The organism is Pseudomonas sp. BCRC 81390 (genome assembly GCF_030341915.1).
Lineage (GTDB): Bacteria > Pseudomonadota > Gammaproteobacteria > Pseudomonadales > Pseudomonadaceae > Aquipseudomonas.
On record NZ_JATAAG010000019.1, the window covers coordinates 130,907 to 148,706 of the forward strand.

General features: G+C 61.6%; 14 protein-coding genes. 2 read left to right on the forward strand and 12 right to left on the reverse strand.

Annotated elements, in window-relative coordinates; translation table 11 throughout:
- Window positions 1–28: 28 nt before the first annotated feature.
- The 6 genes from QSV36_RS09505 to QSV36_RS09530 all read right to left on the reverse strand — a co-directional run bounded on the left by QSV36_RS09505 (window position 29) and on the right by QSV36_RS09530 (window position 8,941).
- Window positions 29–1,117 carry an LLM class flavin-dependent oxidoreductase gene (locus QSV36_RS09505; RefSeq protein ID WP_289131339.1) on the reverse strand — a complete coding sequence of 363 codons (1,089 nt, stop codon included), beginning with the start codon at window positions 1,115–1,117 and terminating at the stop codon, window positions 29–31.
- 27 nt (window positions 1,118–1,144) lie between these two features.
- Window positions 1,145–3,721 carry a TonB-dependent receptor plug domain-containing protein gene (locus QSV36_RS09510; protein WP_289131340.1) on the reverse strand — a complete coding sequence of 859 codons (2,577 nt, stop codon included), beginning with the start codon at window positions 3,719–3,721 and terminating at the stop codon, window positions 1,145–1,147.
- Between the two features lie 141 nt (window positions 3,722–3,862).
- Window positions 3,863–5,416 carry an ABC transporter substrate-binding protein gene (locus QSV36_RS09515; RefSeq protein ID WP_289131341.1) on the reverse strand — a complete coding sequence of 518 codons (1,554 nt, stop codon included), beginning with the start codon at window positions 5,414–5,416 and terminating at the stop codon, window positions 3,863–3,865.
- A 4-nt stretch (window positions 5,417–5,420) separates the two neighbouring features.
- On the reverse strand, window positions 5,421–6,620 hold the full coding sequence (locus QSV36_RS09520; protein ID WP_289131342.1) for an LLM class flavin-dependent oxidoreductase: 1,200 nt from the start codon (window positions 6,618–6,620) through the stop codon (window positions 5,421–5,423).
- Window positions 6,621–6,632: 12 nt separating this feature from the next.
- Window positions 6,633–7,856, reverse strand: a complete 1,224-nt coding sequence (locus QSV36_RS09525) for a lipase family protein (RefSeq protein WP_289131343.1) — start codon at window positions 7,854–7,856, stop codon at window positions 6,633–6,635.
- Window positions 7,857–7,867: 11 nt separating this feature from the next.
- The gene (locus tag QSV36_RS09530) at window positions 7,868–8,941 is read right to left on the reverse strand and encodes an ABC transporter substrate-binding protein (protein WP_289131344.1); all 1,074 of its coding nucleotides are present in this window, start codon (window positions 8,939–8,941) and stop codon (window positions 7,868–7,870) included.
- 292 nt (window positions 8,942–9,233) lie between these two features.
- Here QSV36_RS09530 and QSV36_RS09535 point away from each other — a divergent pair, with 292 nt between their 5' ends.
- Window positions 9,234–10,292: a sigma-54 interaction domain-containing protein gene (locus QSV36_RS09535; RefSeq protein ID WP_289131345.1), complete on the forward strand. Its 1,059-nt coding sequence runs from the start codon at window positions 9,234–9,236 to the stop codon at window positions 10,290–10,292.
- Window positions 10,293–10,818: 526 nt separating this feature from the next.
- Here QSV36_RS09535 and QSV36_RS09540 read toward each other — a convergent pair.
- Both QSV36_RS09540 and QSV36_RS09545 read right to left on the reverse strand, forming a co-directional pair.
- Window positions 10,819–12,264: an MFS transporter gene (locus QSV36_RS09540; protein ID WP_289131346.1), complete on the reverse strand. Its 1,446-nt coding sequence runs from the start codon at window positions 12,262–12,264 to the stop codon at window positions 10,819–10,821.
- Window positions 12,257–12,811 (reverse strand): cupin domain-containing protein, encoded by a 555-nt coding sequence (locus tag QSV36_RS09545; RefSeq protein ID WP_289131347.1) that lies wholly within the window; start codon window positions 12,809–12,811, stop codon window positions 12,257–12,259. Before QSV36_RS09545 ends, QSV36_RS09540 begins: the two co-directional genes overlap by 8 nt.
- 140 nt (window positions 12,812–12,951) lie before the next feature.
- Here QSV36_RS09545 and QSV36_RS09550 point away from each other — a divergent pair, with 140 nt between their 5' ends.
- A complete protein-coding gene (locus tag QSV36_RS09550) occupies window positions 12,952–13,848 on the forward strand; it encodes a LysR family transcriptional regulator (protein WP_289131348.1) in 897 nt (298 codons plus the stop codon).
- Window positions 13,849–14,024: 176 nt separating this feature from the next.
- On the opposite strand, the gene hxsA is transcribed toward QSV36_RS09550, so the two are convergent.
- Genes hxsA through hxsD form a run of 4 tightly spaced genes read right to left on the reverse strand, consistent with a single transcriptional unit; the run spans window position 14,025 to window position 17,648 of the window.
- The gene (gene hxsA, locus QSV36_RS09555; RefSeq protein WP_289131349.1) at window positions 14,025–14,633 is read right to left on the reverse strand and encodes a His-Xaa-Ser repeat protein HxsA; all 609 of its coding nucleotides are present in this window, start codon (window positions 14,631–14,633) and stop codon (window positions 14,025–14,027) included.
- On the reverse strand, window positions 14,630–15,865 hold the full coding sequence (gene hxsC / locus QSV36_RS09560) for a His-Xaa-Ser system radical SAM maturase HxsC (RefSeq protein ID WP_289131350.1): 1,236 nt from the start codon (window positions 15,863–15,865) through the stop codon (window positions 14,630–14,632). Before hxsC ends, hxsA begins: the two co-directional genes overlap by 4 nt.
- Window positions 15,865–17,352, reverse strand: a complete 1,488-nt coding sequence (gene hxsB, locus QSV36_RS09565) for a His-Xaa-Ser system radical SAM maturase HxsB (protein WP_289131351.1) — start codon at window positions 17,350–17,352, stop codon at window positions 15,865–15,867. The genes hxsC and hxsB overlap by 1 nt, the downstream gene beginning before the upstream one ends.
- On the reverse strand, window positions 17,349–17,648 hold the full coding sequence (gene hxsD / locus QSV36_RS09570; protein ID WP_289131352.1) for a His-Xaa-Ser system protein HxsD: 300 nt from the start codon (window positions 17,646–17,648) through the stop codon (window positions 17,349–17,351). The genes hxsB and hxsD overlap by 4 nt, the downstream gene beginning before the upstream one ends.
- Between the last annotated feature and the right edge of the window lie 152 nt (window positions 17,649–17,800).

The following is a 17,800-nucleotide window of genomic DNA, read 5'->3' on the forward strand; positions in this document are numbered from 1 at the left end:
GGGCAATGCCCGTGCCCCTGCAGCGCAATTACCTTACAAACCGTGCCTGGCGCCGGCGAACCTCCTCGCGCACTGCCGGGATCACCCAACGGCCATAGTCCACCGTGTCATACAGAGGGTCATAGCCTCGGTTGAGAAAGGTGCTCACCCCAAGGTCGACATAGTCGAGCAAGGCCTGGGCGACGGTTTCCGGCGTGCCCACCAGCGCGGTGGTATCGCCATAGGCACCCACCGCAGTCGCCGTCGGCATCCACAACGCCCGATCATGCCGGTCGGCGCGGGCGGCGGCGGCGAGCAGGCGTTCGGAACCGGTGCCCTTGATGCGCTTCTGCCATGGGCTGCCTGCCGCGAACTGCGGGTTGGCCTTGATCTGTGCGAGGATCTGTTCGGCACGCTGCCAGGCCAGCTCCTCTGTGGCACCCAGGATCAGCCGCACCGACAGGCTCACCCTTGGCGCCGTCACGCCTGCGGCGTTCGCGGCAGCCTTGAGCTTGCCGATCTGTTCGGCGACTCCGCTCAGCGGCTCACCCCACAAGGCATACAAGTCGGCATGCTTGACCGCGATCTGGTAGGCGATGTCGGACGAGCCACCGAAGGAAATCGGGATATGTGGCTGCTGCAGCGGTTTCACCGGCGAGAAGCCACCCTTGATGGTGAAATAGCGGCCCTCGTAGTCGAACGGCGCCTCGGCCGTCCAGGTGCGGCGGACAATCTCGAGGTATTCGTCGGCACGCCGGTAGCGCTCGGTCTTGTCCAGCAGCGTGTCCCCCTCTTGCGGCTCGGCGGTGATACCGGTGATTGCATGCAGGCGGATGCGCCCGCCGCCGGTGGTGTGGTCGAGGGTGGCGAATGCCCGCGCAGCCACCGTCGGCGCGGTCAGGGCCGGGCGGTGGGCGATCATGAAACCAAGGCGTTCGGTGTGCGCGGCAGCATAGGCGGCAATCTGCAGGCTGTCGGCGCTGCCTGGGCCGCTGGCGATCAGCACCCGGTCGAACCCGGCATGCTCATGGGCGCGGGCGTGGTGGCGGATGAACGGCAGGTCGAAGTCCGCTGTTCGGATGCCGCGGGTCTCGGACCACTGGCGGGGGAAGATCATGCCGACAAATTCAATGGACATGGCTGAGGCCTTTCAGGTTGAGGGTGATCAGAACTGGTAATCGACCTGGGCCAGCAGCGTGCGGCCCGGCATCGGTTGCAGGAAGGTGTTGGTCGAACCGGCCAGGCCACTGACGAAATTCAGCTCGTCGGTAACGTTGAGCATGCGCAACGTCACACCCCACTGCGGCTGGCGGTAGTACACGGCAAGGTCGAGGTTGTATTCGTCCGGCACTTTCACCGTCTTGCTCAGGTTCAGGTACCAGCTGCTGGTCCACCAGCCGGAAAGCTCGGCGCCAAACCCCGAGTCGAAGCGGTAATCGATATAGCCACCGGCGTTGTATTCAGGAATCTGCACGGCATCGAACTTGCCGGACGGGCGCTGGTTGAGGCTGTTGTTGTCGCCGAATACGGTGCCGTTGTCGGGAATGAACCCGGCCGAGGCAAACCCGGCCTGGCTGGTGAACTCGTTGTAGGCGCTGATGCGGCTGAGGTTGAGGCCGCCGCGCAGGTGCGGGTCCTGGTAGCGCAGGGTCGCTTCCCAGCCTTTGACGATCAGCCGGGCAATGTTGTTGTTGCTGTCCGGCGACTGGTCGCGGGCCTGCCGGTAGGCCGCCAGGGTCAGGAACAGCTGGTCGGGTAGCGCCTCCACCTTCAAACCTGCCTCGTGCAACACGCTCAGGCTCTCGAAGGCCAGCGGGTTGAGCCGGTTGGCCCCGCTGCCACTGCCCCAACCCAGGCCGTTGGTGAAGAAGCCGGTGTTCACCGCCAGCGAGCGGTCGAAGGTGTAATACAGCGTGCTGTTTTCCGTGGGTTTGAAGTAGGGGCTGACTTGCACCGAGAACAACCGGTAGTTGTTCGAGTCCTTGCGCGGGTTGCCGCCGGGCAGCACGAAGGGGTTTTCGATGCGCGCGTCGATCCAGCTGCGGCTGGCGCCGACGTTCAGGCCCAGGCGCTCGCCCAGGCGCAGGTTGTGCTGGCTGAACAGGGTCCTGGTGGACCAGGTGCTGTCGGCGGTGTACGGCGCCACTGATTCGGCATACAGGCCGTGCCCGGCCGGGTACATTGCGGGCAGGTTGAGCCAGCCGTAGTAGCTGGAGAACTGTGGCACACCCGCTTGGCCGATCCATGCCGCGTTGCCACCGGCGGGGTTGCGGCCGCTCAGGCCGAGCAGGACGCCGGGGTTCTTCAAGGCCGGGTCGAGGGTCAGGTCGTAGGCGTTGATGGTGCTGCCGAAGCTGTTGTTGGCGGCGATCGACTCGTTGCGCTCGCGGCGGTAGATCAGCCCGCTGTTGCTGTCGTCGGTCAGGGTCAGGTCGCCCAGTTGCCATTGGCCCCGCGCGCGGAACTCGAAGCGGTTGTCGAAGATGTCGTCCTTGCCCTGCACCTGGAACGCGCCCACGGCGTCGGTGGTGTCGGTGGAGTGTTGGTAGAACGTACTGTTGGCCAGGGTGATCGAAGCGCTCAGGTCACCTTCGACACGCAATTGCGTGGTAAAGCGCCGCGAGCGGTTTTCATCCTGCGCGCGCTGGCCGGTCTGCGATGACAGCGATGTCAGGCCATTACCGGCAAGCGACGGGTCGTAGACCCAGCCCCGCAGGGAGCCGGGGTTGGCCTGGGTGTTGGGTGACGCGCCCTGGAAGCTGCCGTCGACAACCTGATACTGGCCCTGGGCATTGCGCTGTCGCTGCACCCAGCCAAGCACCTGGGCGTCTGCAGCGCCGGACGACAACACGGGTGACCACAACGTGTTGCCATTCTGAATGATCGGCGTGGCGCGGCCGGCGTAGTACTTGCCGTGGTCGACCAGGCTCTGGCTGGCTCGGTTCCAGCCGTGGGTGATGTTGTAGTCGTAGTAGTCGTCGTAGGCGGCGTTCCAGTCCACCCGCAGGTTGTCATTGCGCCAGGCCAGCGCACCGTAGAAGGCGTCGAAGTTGTTCTCGACGTTGTCGTAGAAGTCATCCTGGCGCTGGCGGGTGATGCTTACCCGGTAGGCCAGGTCATCGGTCAGCGGGCCGGTGTTGTCGATGCTGAACTTGCTGGCATCGCGTGATTCGCCGTCGGGGATCCAGCTGCCGATCTCACCGCTGAGCCTGGTACGGAAACGGTTGAAGTCGGGCTTCTTGCTCAGGTAGTTGACGTAGCCGCCGCTGCCGCTGACCGAACCGTAGGACACCGAAGACGGCCCGGCGACGATGTCGGCGCCCTCGTAGGCGTTGAAGTTGGCAGGGTGGCGAACGCCGTAGGCGCGTTGGCCATCCTGGAATACCTCGGTGTTCTGCCCGCGCATCTGCGGGGCGATGCCGGCGTTCTGACCACCGCCGCGGGTGATGCCGGGGGCGTACTTGACCAGGTCGTCGGAGCTACGGATCGGGTCGTTGGCCAGTTGCTCGGCGTTGATCTGGGTGACCGAACGCGGAGTGTCGAGCACTTTGGCTTCCAGGCCACCGTAGATCGAGGCAGGCGGACGGGTGGGCAGGGCGTCGTCGTCGCTCTGCTCGGCCTGCACGGTGACGGTTTGTAGCTGGGTGTCTTCGGCGTGGGCCAGCGGCGAGCTGGCGGCCAGGAGCGCCAGCGCCAGGGCGCTGGGCGGGAATTTTGGGTGCAGCAAGGTAACGCGGGACATTGGCTGGGCCTCGTTCGAAAGTGGGCATGTGGGAGAAGCGAGGGCGCAGCCGCGCCTGCGGTTATGGAGGGTGTGGTGCGTGATCGATCGGAGTGGGAACGGGCAAGCCCGCTGCCACAGATGGCCGTGCTGCCCTGGCGATCAGCTTCTGAGCCACACGTTTTCGAACCGCCAGGTACTGAACAGTGACTGCTCCGCCTGCGCGCCACCCACACGGGTACTGACGCTGTCGAGCAGGTCGGCAAAGCCCCAGATCAGCATGCCGCCGCGCTCGTACTGGACGCGTTGCGCCCGGTGCACCAGTGCCTTGCGTCGCTCCAGGTCCGGTTGGGCCATGGCGGCGAGGAAGGCCTCGCTGAATTCTCGGTCGTGGAAGTGGGTCTTGTTGGCCACCGCGAACGGCGCGTCGGTGTGGATGGCGCTGGCCAGGAACGGTGCACCGATGCTGCCACCGGTACTCAAGGTCCATTCGTCTCGCTGCGGCCCCTGGAAGGTGGCCAGGTCGACCTGGCGCACGTTGAGTGTCACGCCGACGCGCCGGGCCTGTTCGGCCAGTACCAGGGCCGAAGCCAACCCCGGCCCTGGGGTGGTGACCAGCTCCACTTGCAACTGTTCATGGCCGGCTTCGCGCAGCAACTGCGCTGCGCGCTGCGGGTCATGGGGGCGCGGGCCGATGCTGTGGTCGAAGGTTGGGTCGAACGGTGCATACAGGTCGCTGGCCACCCGGCCCTGGCCATTCAGCGCACGGCGCACCAGCTCTTCACGGTCGGCCAGCAGGCGGAACGCCTCGCGCACCCGTGGGTCGTCGAACGGCGCCTTGGTGGTGTTCATGTCGAACGACAGCCAGTTGCCGCTCACCGACTTCAGCAGGCGCAGCCGTGGGTCGCCTTGCAGGACCTGCAGGTGTTCGGTGGACATGACGTTGGCCATGTCGATCTGCCCGGCGCGCAGCGCCGCCAGGCGGCTGGTCTGGTCCTTGAAGTCGATGATCTCCAGTTCGTCGGCGTACGGCTTGCCAGGCTTGTAGTAATTGTCGAAGCGGGTGAACAGTGAGCGCTGGCCTGGGGTGAAGCTTTTCAGTTTGTACGGCCCGGCGCCGACCGGGTTGCTGACCGGGTGGTAGTCCACCGGCACGATGCCGCCGAAGTTGACCCAGGTTTCCGGCAGTGGCAGGTAGCTGCGCCCCTCGCGGAAGCCCAGGCGCACGGTCCGCTCATCCAGCTTGACCAGGTTGTCGCGGTCTACCCAGTGCAGCAGCGCCGCGTAGGGCGAGGCCAGCTGCGGGTCGGTGAGGCGGCGGATGGAGAAGATCAGGTCGTCGGCGTCGATGGTCTTGCCGTGGTGGAACTCCAGCCCCGGCTTCAGGCGCAAGGTCCAGTTGCTGGCATTGGCATTGGGCTCGGCGAACTCGGCCAAGGCCAGGCGCGGCTGCATCTGCTCGTCCCATTCCCACAGCTTGCTGTACAGGGCGAAGCCACGCACGATGCCACTGCCGACAGGCTTGTGGGCGTCGAGGTTGCCGCTCTGGCTGCCGTCGATGATGCCCAGGCGCAGGCGCCCGCCATGCCGGGGCGCGTCGGCCACGCCGGGGTTCGGGCTGTCGGCGGGGCCGCAGCCGGCCAGCAACCCGCCGGCCAGTACGCCGGCGTGGCCGAGGAAGCTGCGCCGGCTCAGTGGGTAACTGTCCCTGGCCATGGCATCAGGCTCCGTTGCTGGCGTGCAGTGGCACGGGTTCGGCCGGCGGGCGGGCAAGGGCTGCGCGTTGCTCACGGAAGTGCGGCAGGATGTGCTCACCGATGCGGTAGGCTTCTTCCAGGTGCGGGTAGCCGGCAAGGAAGAACAGATCGATACCGATGCCGTGGTACTCGCGGATACGCGCCACCACGTTGGCGTAGCTGCCCACCAGCGCGCAGCCCGGCGGGATGCCGATGTAGCCGAAACCAGTCCACACGTTGGGGTGGATGAAGAAGTCGTCGAACGCCTGTTGCCCGTCCTTGTCGTGGTAGTCATGCTCGTAGCTCAGCTTGCGCGCCGTGCGCAGGCCGGCGTGGGCGGCGCGGGCCTTGGCCGTGCCCTTGGCCACCCCTTCGTCGAAGAACCGCTTGGCCTCGGCCAGTGCTGCGTTTTCGGTTGCGCGGGCGATCACGTCGATGGACAGGCCGAAACGAATATCGCTGCGGCCCCACTTCAGCGCGCGGGCGCGGATATCCGCAATCAGCGCGGCAATCTCGTCCGGGTGTTCAGCGCGCATCAGGTAGAAGTCGGCGTGCTTGGCAGCGAACTCGCGTGCTGCCAGCGACGAACCGGCCGTGCAGATCAGCGGCAGCTCGGCCTTTTTCAGCGGGCCGCGCAGGCCGCCGCCTTCGGCGCGGTAGTAGCTGCCTTGGTAATGGAACTGCTCGTGCTGCCAGTAGCCGCGCACCACGTCCATGAACTCGGTGGCGCGGGCATAGCGCTGGTCGTGGTCTTCGAAGTCGCCGACCTGGCGCTGGATGGCATCCGAGCCGCCGTTGATGATGTTCCACACCAGGCGGTTGCCGGTGGCGCGCTGGTAGGTCGCGGCCTGCTGCACGGCCACCCAGGGGGTGTAGTGATAGGGCTGGAACGCGGTGACGAACTTCAGCGTGCGGGTTTCCCGGGCCAGTAGCGAGCACACCGTCCACGGCTCTTCGCCAGTGGGCGCATTGACCATCAGCGCGCCGCCAAAGCCGTTTATTTCAGCGGCGCGGGCGATTTGGCCGAGGTAGTCGATGTAGGTGAAGTGGTCCCCCACGGCAAACCCCGACACCGCACCGGTGCTGGGCCCGCCCGCATGCCAGTCGCCGCGGTTGCGCGGGTCGCCGGGAAGAAACTGGGTTTCGCCATGCAAGGGCAGGCGGGTAAAGAATTCGATGCTCATGGGCTGGCCTCCTTACTGGACGCTTGGGCTGCAATTGGCGGTGACCGGCTGGTCGCTGATGACCTGACGGGCGAACGGGATGGAGTCCTTCAGCGACGCGTTCACCGTTTCGCTATGGCCCAGGCCCTTGTAGAGGTGGCCCTGCACGACCGAGCCGGCTTTGCAGGCATCCTGCATCAGCGCGACCTGAGTGGCGGCAGCGGGGGTCTTGTCCTCGGCGCCGGTGCCAATGAAGATCGGCTGGGCAAGCTTCAGGGTCGGGTACGACACCTGCGCCAGCCATGGCTTGAGCTGGTCGCCCTGGTAGTCTTTCTTGGCGTTGGCCGGAGTCAGGCCGGCACCGACCACATCGCTGACCAATGCCGACAGGCAACTGCTGCGCGCTTGCTCGAACAGCGGCAGGGCCTTGTCGGTGTAGAAGTCGCGCGGGTCGATGCTCGGGTCATACTGCTGTGCGGCGAGCAGGGTGTAGAAGCCGTAGGCCAGGGCTGGGTCGACCTTGTCCTGGTCCTGTTCGCCAACATTCTTCGCGCCCACGGTGTAGATCACACCCGTGCCGATACTGCCCTTGACCCCCAGCCTGGGCGCGTAAGTGGCTGCATAGGCCCCGGCGGCAAAGGCCCCGGCCCCGCCTTGCGACTGGCCAATGATCAACACCTTGTCGGCCAGCCCCGGTACGCCGGCGACCACGGCCCTGGCTGCATCGAGGATGCCGTAGGCGGCCATGCGGTTGTTCAGCAGCGGGTGGCCGCCCGGCACACCGAGGCCCTGGTAGTCAGTGGCGACAATGGCATAGCCTTCGTCGAGCCAGCGATTGAGGTATTGCACGTCGCGGTAGCTGCGGCCGGCCCAGGACGGTGCGCAGATATCCGCCACGCCGACGGTGCCATGGCCCCAGCTGGCGACCGGCCAGCCGCCCGCCGGTGCCTTGCCCTTGGGGATGAACAGCGCACCGGAAACCACGATGGGGGTCTTGCCGTCGATACCATCGAGCGAGGTGTACAGGATGCGTTGCGCGCTGGCGGCATTGGGCAGGCTGAGCGCCTGCTCCAGCGGTTCGCTGCGCAGCAGTTTGCCGGGGGTAGCGGGGATCGCCTTGGTCCAGGTGTAGAAGGCCGACACCCGGCCATCGCCCTGTTGCGGGTCTGCTTTGGGGGCGTAGGTTTCGGCGGCCATGGCGCCGATGGACAGGGCCAGGGCGCTGAGACCGAAGATGAGCGAAGCAGGCAGTTTCATGGGCAAGACTCTCAAGGTTGTTGGCTGATCTGGGCGTCGAGGGATGGCCAGTAGTCGGTCAGTTGCAGGTCGATCAGCGCCTGGCGGGTAAAGCCCGTGGCCAGGTCGCCGGTAATGTCGTAGGGGGTGCGGATCAGCCGGTTGGCCAGGGCGTATTGGCCAAGGGCGTCGTAGTGGGCCTTGAGCTGGGCATCGCTCTTCGGTGCCCACCGCGCCTTCCAGGCTACCGGGTCGTCCTGGTCGTCACGGCGCAGCACGCTTTCGCTGACGCCAGCGCGCGAAGACAGCGCGTAGTAGGCGTCGCGGTTCTGCTCCTGGGAGATCCACCAGGCCGCGCGCACCCAGGCAGTGGCCACCAATTGCGTCAGGTCGGCATGCTGCTGCACGAAGCGGTCGGTGCCCCACAGGTCCGAGACCAGCCGCCAGTCGTTGGCGCCTTGCTTGGTCGACCAGAGGATGCGCGCCACGCCCTTGTCTTCCAGGGCGTAGGCTTCGTTGAGCAGCACGGCGGCATCCACCTTGCCGGCAGACACCGCAGCGGCACCGACCTGCGGGTTGAGGTTGGCGATCTTGAAGTCGCTCAACTGCAGGCCCTGGCTCTGCAGGAAATTGCTGAAAGCGAATTCCCATGGCCGGCCGCGGTGCAGCGCCAGGCGTTTGCCCTTGAGGTCGTGGATGCTGCGTGCCGTGGAATTGCTCGGCACCACCAGGTAGATGTTGTTACCGCTGCCGCCCGGCACCACCAACTTGCCCGGCACCTGGCCGGCACCGGCGATGACCGAGGGCAGGTCGCCGCGTACGGCAAAGTCCAGGCTGTCATTGCTGAAGCCTTCGTTGATCTGCGGCCCGGCGCCAGCATGGGGCAGGGCGGTCCATTGCAGTTCCACGCCGCGGGCGGCCAGTTGCTGTTCCAGCCAGCCTTCTTCGATCACCCGGCCAGGGATGCCGCCGAACACTGGCGCGCCGCCCTGGGTGAAGGCGACGATGGCGATGCGCACCGCCGCCGGTGGCTCGGCTGCCAGCGCAGCCAGGCTGAGGAACAGGCCGCCCAGCAGGGCGAGGGCATGACGCCAGGGATTATTCATGTGCAGCTCCAGGCAAAGGGTCTAGCGGCCAGGAGCGAAATACATGCCAGCCTGCTGCGAAGTGGCTGCAGCCCTTTAGTTACAAGGCCTCCAGCCATAGGCGAATGGGCCTGGAGGGCACCGGCTGCTGTTCCGCGGGCAGGGCAGTGCTGACGGATTGCTGCTGTAGCAGCAGTCGATTGTTGGAAAACTCGAATATTTCCAATTCGAATATCTAAATATTAATTAATAATTTTTTGATCTAATTTGTTTCATGCACTATGGGGCTGCGCGTCAACTGCCAGGAATGCCTATGTCGCTCATCACCCACCCCAATGCCCGCGAGCTGACCAAGTCGGTACGTGCCACCGTGCTTGTGTTCAAGGACCCGCGCTCCCAGGAGCTGCTCAGTCGCATCGAGCGCCTGGCGCCCAGCGAGGCCAATACCCTGATCATCGGTGAAACCGGCACCGGCAAGGAGTTGGTTGCCCGTCATATCCACCACCTCAGCCGCCGGGGCCGTGAGCCATTCGTGGCGGTAAACTGCGGTGCCTTTGCCGAAACCCTGGTGGAGAGCGAGCTGTTCGGCCACGAGAAAGGGGCGTTCACCGGTGCCACCTCCAACAAGGCCGGCTGGTTCGAAGCGGCCAATGGCGGCACGTTGTTCCTTGATGAAATTGGCGACTTGCCGCTGAACATGCAGGTGAAGCTGCTGCGGGTGCTGCAGGAACGTGAAGTGGTGCGCCTGGGCTCGCGTACGCCGATCCCGATCAATGTGCGGCTGGTGGCGGCGACCAACGTCAACCTGGCCGATGCAGTGGTGGCGGGGCACTTTCGTGAAGACCTGTTCTACCGCCTGCACGTCGCGACGATTCGTTTGCCACCGCTGCGCGAGCGCCCGGGGGACATCTTGCCGCTGGCGCAATTCTTCATCGAGGAACACAGCCGGCGCCTCGGTTACGAGCGTGCTTCGTTGAGCCCGGATGCCGAACGCAAATTGCTGGCGCATAGCTGGCCGGGCAACATCCGCGAGCTGGAAAATGCCATTCACCATGCGTTGCTGGTGTGCCGGTATCAGGTGGTGGCGCCGGCGGACCTGCACCTGGTCGACATGCGGCCGCAGATGGCGGCGCCGGTTGCACAGGGGTATTTGCCGACACCAAGCGCGCCACCGGCAGACCTCGAAAGTGCCTTGCTGGCGCTGTTTGAGCAGAATGTCCCGAATCTGTATGAGCACATCGAGGAGACGGTGTTCAGGGCGGCGTATCGGTATTGCCACGGCAACCAGCTACAGACGGGGCGTTTGCTGAACATCAGCCGCAATATCGTGCGGGCGCGGCTGGAGAAGATTGGCGAGCTGTCCAAAGCATGAGGGCTGAACGGAGCTTTGTTATTTGCCAATGGTAGATGTATTTAAAGGGTTTTTCTTGGCGGAACTTGAGCAGGACTATCCGCATCGCCAAAGAACATCTGGGTATGGCTCTAGAACAGTAGTTCTGGTTCGAAAAATCACAGATATACCCCCAAAAATAACCTCGACACCCCTAGGAGAATGCGGGATCGAGAATGACCATTTTCAATGGTAATTGAAGTGGAACACTCTGGACTTCGGTGTTCCGCCATGGCTGTGAGGCTGGAAGCAGTGCGGGTCTGTATTAACATTGGCTTGTCTGCCACAAGCGGCCTCCATCGACCCTAAGCTGCCAGCTATGGACCGGCCCTCTGTGCATTGACCACATTTCGACGCTTGGTCGTTATGTCGCAACGCCAGCGAACCAGGTGATATGGGCTGCTGAAATGAATATACCTTTGGCAATCTGCATGGGCGAGGTTGTCTGGGGTCGAACTACATCTATGACACGCTAACGGTGAAAATCGATGTTTTGGGATTGGGTGCATTAATCAGAAACCGGTGCTTTAGGCCTGCCTTGTAGCGTGCTTATAAGGGCAGCGAGTAAGTTCAATGAGGCTCCCGCGCAGAGAGCGAACTGAGGCACAGAGTCGGCGGGAAGCAGGTTAAAGAGCAGTGTCATGATGACAGCACCAGCCGTTTGCCCGAGTAGGCGAGCGGTACCCTGCATGCCCCCAGCCGCACCACTCCGACTCTTTGGCGCCGCGAGGAACATGCTGCGGTTGTTGGCCACGTTGAAGAGGCCGAACCCGAGACCGCAGAGCATGGTCAGTGGCACAAGGATGACGAGATTTTCCCGCAGAGGGCAAAGTGCAGCCCCTGTTAATCCTGTGGCGAGACAAACGCCACCCACGGAGCAGAGCCAGACAGTCGACCATCGGTTTGCTAGGCGGCTCGCTAGCGGAGCGAACAGGGCGACTGTTAAAGGCCAGGGAATCATATAGAGGCCTGTCTCCAGCACCCCTTGTCCAAGGCCGTGCTGCAGGTAGAAGGGCAGCGCAATCAAGCCTGCAGTTAGCCCGGCAAAGGAGAGTACAGATGCAATAACCGAAATACGGAATGAACTGGAACTGAGTAGATCTAGCGGAATCAGTGGTGCTTCCTTCTGCCGTTCACGCTTGACCAATAGCGCCAGTTGAATAGCAGAAATAGTCAGTAATGCAGCAGCCAGTACCGGGTGTTCCGTGATGACGCCAGCGGCTATGACCAGTGATGCAAATGTTCCGGCATTCAATGCCATGCTCAACAGATCGGCTTTACGCGCGGTACCGTCCACTGCCGGTAGCGCGCCAGCCGCTAGCATTACCCAGAGCCCGAAAGGGAGCAGAACAGCAAACAGCCATGGCCAGGCGACCACGCCGAGAATCGCTGCTCCCAAGGCGGGCCCTGCTGCTGATGACAGAGCAACAACAAGTGCATTCCAGCCTATCGCTGCGCCTAGCTGATGGCTCGGTACAACTTGGCGCAACAGGGCAATGGCGAGAGCCATAATTGCCGCACCTCCCACCCCCTGGAGCAACCGCGCAGCAATCAGCCAGGAGAGCGTCGGGGCCAGAGCGCACATCAGCGTACCAGCCAGAAAAATCGCAACGCCCCAGCGAAATACCTTGCGGTAACCAAGACTTTCCCCCAGTGCCGCACAGGGCAGCAATGTGGTCAAAAGGGCCGCCTGGTTAGTCGTGATGATCCAGATTGATAACGCTGGAGGCACTTGCAGCGATTGGGCAATCGTTGGCAGAGCCGTATTGGTTATTGCGGTGTTGAGTACCACGAGCGCCAGAGCTGCCAGCACTGAGACGATGGCAGCGAGGTGCTGCGGTGCGGGTCCCAGTAGGCGTGCATCCAAAGCATGCTCCGTTGCAGCAGCATGCTCAGGTTGTGGGGCGCGGACGCCGGTTTCGGGAGCAGGATCGCGTTTCACGACTTCAGCCATCCGAGGGTACACTGGTAGCCGGGACCCAATCACCATCCTGCTCGACGAACCTTGTTAGCTTGCGGGCCTCTTGGTCTTCCTTCCTCAAGTCTCGCTCGGTGAAGCGAAAGAGCAACGCGGGTCCGCTGATGCACTGCGTATCGTGGATATCGCCAGGTAAGAAGACCAGTGTTTGACCGGCGCTCACCGTTGTGGATCCGCGCTTCACCAGTTTCACCTTGCCATCCGAGTCCTGAACCTTGGCATAGCTGCCCATTTCTATTTCACCCTGCTGCACTGCGTAAATGACCCAGCTCCGACCGTGATCATGAGGTGGCCGGTAGAGCCCTTCAGGCTCGGTATGTGCCAGCAGTACAAATCCGTTGTCGGGATCTCGGTGCATCTCTTGTTGAGCCGGTGCTCGCTGGTGCAATTCAGCCAGCCAGGGCTCGGTGGCTGGTGTCTTCAGGAGTTCATCCAACTGCTGCTGGCAGCCGGCGACCACTGCAGAACTTAGCGGTCCCCAGATTGCTTGGACACGCTCAACAAATCTGTTCAACGAGCTCATAGATTCTCTCCACACTCAGTTCGGCACGGTTGTGCCGGAGAGAACTGTATTCAGCGTATACGTATGGCGGAAGGCGCAATAATTGCACTTTATAGTTGCGCCGGACGCTATATGTCAGCGGATTGGGCTAAGATGAGGCTATGTCAAATCCAGACCTTAATCTGCTCATTACCCTCGACGCAGTTCTTGCTGAAGGCAGTGTCACGCGTGCAGCCAAACGCCTACGACTCAGCCCCTCAGCCATGAGCCGGGCACTTGCGCGGCTTAGAGAAACCACTGGAGATCCGCTTTTAGTCAGGGCGGGACGAGAACTCGTACCAACTCCCAGGGCGATCGAGCTGCGTGAGCATGTCGCTCAGCTTGTGCGTGATGCACAGGAAGTTTTGCGCCCAGCGGAGCTCCTTGATCTCGAAACACTGGAGCGGACCTTCGCAGTCAGGGCCAGTGAGGGGTTTGCTGAGAATTTTGGTCCGGCACTTATCGCACATGTTGCGCAACAGGCACCTGGAGTAAGACTGTTCTTTATGCAGAAGCCGGACAAAGACAGTAAACCGTTACGCGATGGAATCGTGGATCTAGAAACCGGCGTCATAGATCTGGCCTCTGCCCCCGAGCTCAGAGGCCAGGCATTGTTCAGGGACAATTACATTGGCGTGGTACGAGACACGCATCCACTGAGCCGCGGCACAATCACTTCGGAAAACTATGCGGCTGGCATGCATATCTCCGTATCACGAGAAGGGCAAGAAAAAGGTCCCTTGGATGACGCGCTGCTGTTGCTCGGGCTGCAACGAAGAGTAGTAACGATAGTCGGTGGTTTTTCGACCGCGTTGGGATTGGCTCGGGGTTCAGACCTCATCGCAACCGTGCCAGAGCGCCATACCGCGAGTTTGCGCGACGGTATGTATAGCTTCCCGCTTCCATTCCATATGCCGGAGTTCACCGTTTCATTGCTTTGGCATCCACGATTTAGTGCAGATCCCGCTCATCGATGGCTTAGAGATTTGATCCTGCACGTTTGCAAGAAAGGTGTCTAGGAAACCAGGGGCGATTCAAGTCGCGATACGGAAGCGGGCGCTACGCGACGGTGTTTGCAGTTCCGTGCCTTGCAGGCGGCTGATCAATGCCCAGAGAGTGTTGTCGACTTGAGTGATGTGCTGCATGGGATAATTCCTTCGTTGCTGAACGGATGCTAGCTTTAGCCTGAAGCGACTTATGGAATCTTGATACCCAACGCATTCAGCGATGCCGTATCCATCCGGCCATTCACGGTCAGCCCACTGTCCATCTGAAAGGCCATCAACGCACCACGTGTCGCCTTGCCCATCACCCCATCAATGGTGCCTTGGTAATACTGGCGCACCATCAGCGCGGTCTGCACACGGGTCACCAGGTTGCTTTTCTGCTCATTGGTCGCGCGGCTCTTTGAAGTGCTCGAACTTGTCCCACTGGTAGTGCCAGGCGACTGATAAAGGCTGTTGCTGCTTGACGTACTGCTCGAAGCACTCGGCGCGCTGTAGCTTCGGGTACTGGTAGCGGGTGGGCTGTAGTAGCGAGGGGTGCTATAGCCACCCGAGCCGCTGTAGTGAGAACTGTGCGAACTGTGGGACCGGTGTGAACTGTGCGAGCGATGTGCCGCATAGATGTTGACGGTGTCTGGCGCATTGAGCGTATCGGAAAATACCGGGGGCTGTAGCTTGTCGTTGGGTTGCCAGTTCGCATCGGCGAGCGACAGATGGCCCTCCTGTGCCAGGGTGGTACCTGCCATTGGCAGCAAGCTGATCCCACTGATCAGGACTTTCCAGCGGTCGAGCAATTTCACTGTGCACTCCTTGCATAGGCGCTAAAGGCCTCGGTCGATAATAGTTGTACGCCGCGGCTCTGCCATCGGTCGGTGTGGGATTTGAAGAAGCCAGAGCAATGCTTGACGGCAGCGCATTGCTGGCAGGTATCGATAAACAAGTTCTTCCAGTCCGAGATGCTCTGGCGGGCGAAACGCGAGAGGTGGGCCGGGATCAGGCACAGGGGTAGGTTGTAGATCGAAACCGGCACGCCGCGGTTAAACAGGAAATACACGGCGTGACTCAACGACTCTTGATAGTCCAGCGGGTCAACCCATAGTTCTTCGTAGTTCTTCCTGGCCAGGCCGGTACTCTCGATACCCATCAGCGCAACATGCCGCACGAAGGGCAGGTTCCTGAACACGTAGTGGGCGAGCTCGGGCAAGCGTGGCGTGGTCAGGCGATTGAGCACCACGCGTATCTCGATGATCTGGTTGGCGCGCGCCAGGTTGTAAAGACCTTGCAGGGTTTCGCTGAACGCGCCTGGAGCCTGCACCACATGGTCATGGTCTTCGGCATTGTCGGCATACAGCGGGATGCCCCAACTCAACTGAGGATGGCCGATGGTAGAGAGCGCTGCGATCCAGCTCGGGTCTTGGAACAGACGCCCGTTGCTGAGCACATGAATGGATTTCTGCGGCAAAACGGCTTTGCACTTGGCCAGGATTTCGAGCAGGCCGTCGCGATAAAGCGTTGGTTCTCCGCCGCTAATTCCCAGATTTTCCTCGACCGGGTCCATCAGGTCGATCAACCGTAGGTTCTCCTCGATGTGCCAACGGTCATCGATATCTTTGGGCGGCTGCGAGCACATCAGACAGACGCTGTTGCAACGATCGGTCATGAACAGCAGGTTGCTGTCTGAGCCTCGTCGATAGAGCACTCGCACCAACGCGTTGCCTGGTGTGATGGCAATGACATCGCCGGGCTGCACGACATCCGCATCTTTGGGAGTGTGCAGATGTGGCCGCGCGCTGTCGAGGTCGCCGATCAATGGCTCCGGGATCAGGAATCCACCCACTGGTAATGAGAGCAGATGCGGGCTCCGTAGCCGTTCTTCGTTTGGCAACCAAAGCAGCAGGTCACCGAACTCAGCGCTTCCGGCACAAACAGCCAGGCCTTGTTCGATGAACTCATCCAGAGTGATGACCTTGAGTAGCTTCGGCTCATCCAGGTGATGGATTTCGAAGTGGGTATCTTTGCGCAGCATCACCATCAGCCCCTGTAACCCGGGAACCGGACATCGTTGTAAGAGCGCCTGTTCAACCAAGACAGCAGCACCCTCTGCACGTTGTCGTCGCCATCGCAAAGCAGGCCGAAAAGATGCTTCAGCAGCCCCATGTTCTTCTTGCAGAAGCTGCTGAACACTCGGTGTCCGATCGGGTCAGCTTGGCGGGCATAGTGTTCGACGGGGTCAGCACCACAGTACGGGACAAGTGCGCAGTCGGAGCAGCCCGGCAGCGCTTCTGCTACAGCACTGGCGAGCAACGCATTCATAACGGGCGATGCGAGTAATTCAGACAAGGGTTGCTGTACGGTGCCGAGCCTCAAGCCGTCTTCACCCATCTCCAGCAACATTCGGGCTTCGTCTGAGGGATAGACGTAACCGTCATAGTTGTAAACCAGCGCCGCAGTGCCTGTGCCAGCAGGGGAGCGCAGGTCTACATAGCCAGAGGAGAAGGGTGTCAGGATATTCTTCAGCAACAGGCTCGTATAACTCTCTGAGAGGTATACGCCCTGTTGGTTGATATGCAGCAAATAGGCCAGTGCCTTCTTGTAGAAGGCCAAGTATCGCTCAATAGGGTAATCAAGTCGATGGGCACTCTTGGTGGCAAACCCATAAGGGCTCAGAGGCCGAAGCGAAATGCTGGAGAAGCCCTGGCTTACATACTCATCGATGATCGCTTCAGGTTGTTCGAGGCTTCTTGAAGTCAGCGTGGCCAGCGCGGAAACTGCATCATGGCCAAGGCGCTCACGGACCCACTGGATACCTTTTACAGTGCGTTCGTAGGAGTCTCGTGACGGGGTAGGGCGGTTGGCATTGTGTAAGGGCGCCGGCCCATCGAGCGAAGTCGAAAACTGGATGCGATTTTGTTCTGCGAAGTCGACTATTCCCTCCGTCAGGTGGTGCAGCGTGGTGGTGATGACGAACTGGATATCCCTTTGTTCGACCACGTTCCGTTCAACGACCCATTCGACAATCTGGCGGACGCGCTCGAAGGCCAGTAGCGGCTCGCCACCCTGGAACTCCACAGTCAAGGCGGGAGCGTTCGATTCGAACAGGCGATCGACCGCCGCCTGTGCATCTGTTTCCGATAGATCGTGGCCGGATCCTCCCAGAGGGGCCCTCGATACCTGGCAGTACTGGCAGGTGTGGTTGCAGCGCAATGTAACCACGAACAAGTGCAGTGCAGGGCCCTGGAAGAGGAAGTCCTTACGGCTCCGATATTGCGCGGCCATTTCCGGGAACGGATCGTGGCGGCCTGGTTCGTAGATGAAGTGGCGGGCCAGCAGGTCCTTGTAAAAAGGCGTACTTGCTTGAACGTCAAAGTAACTGAGGGCTCGTAATTGCGCGTCGGTCACGTGCATGTACTCACCGGTATCGGAGGTGAGCAGGATGTCACGGTCATTTCCCGTGTTCGTGCGCATGAATCGAAAAGGCAGCAAGCGGTAGTGCTTGGCGTCTGTCGCAATCAGTGTCACTGGGAAATCCCACATCCAGCGAGCGCGGCTCGGGCCAGGACTTCGCGCAACCCTACTGTTTCGCGGTTGATATGGTCACGTAGGGCGAAGTCGTTCAGATGCTGGAGGATCAGCGAGTGAGCCTGCTCCGGGGAAAGCGTTAGCCTTGCTTCAGCGGGGTGGGCCGTGAGGCTTATCTGATCGATTTCAATACCGACCTGAATCGCGACAGTGTCGGCCAAGGAGTAAGCGGCGCGTTGCACCACGCTGAGCGGGTAGGCAGCGCTGTCGAGTTTCAGCGTGACTGGCCATGGCATCGGAACCGTTCCTTCAAATCCGTTGGAAACGTGTGGATTTTGCAGGTTGCCGAGGCATTATGCCATCATCATTTTTTACATTTGCATGCATTTGTTCAGCGTGGTGGGTGGTGCGCTCACTACGGCTCGGCCATTGATACGGCGTAGGGACG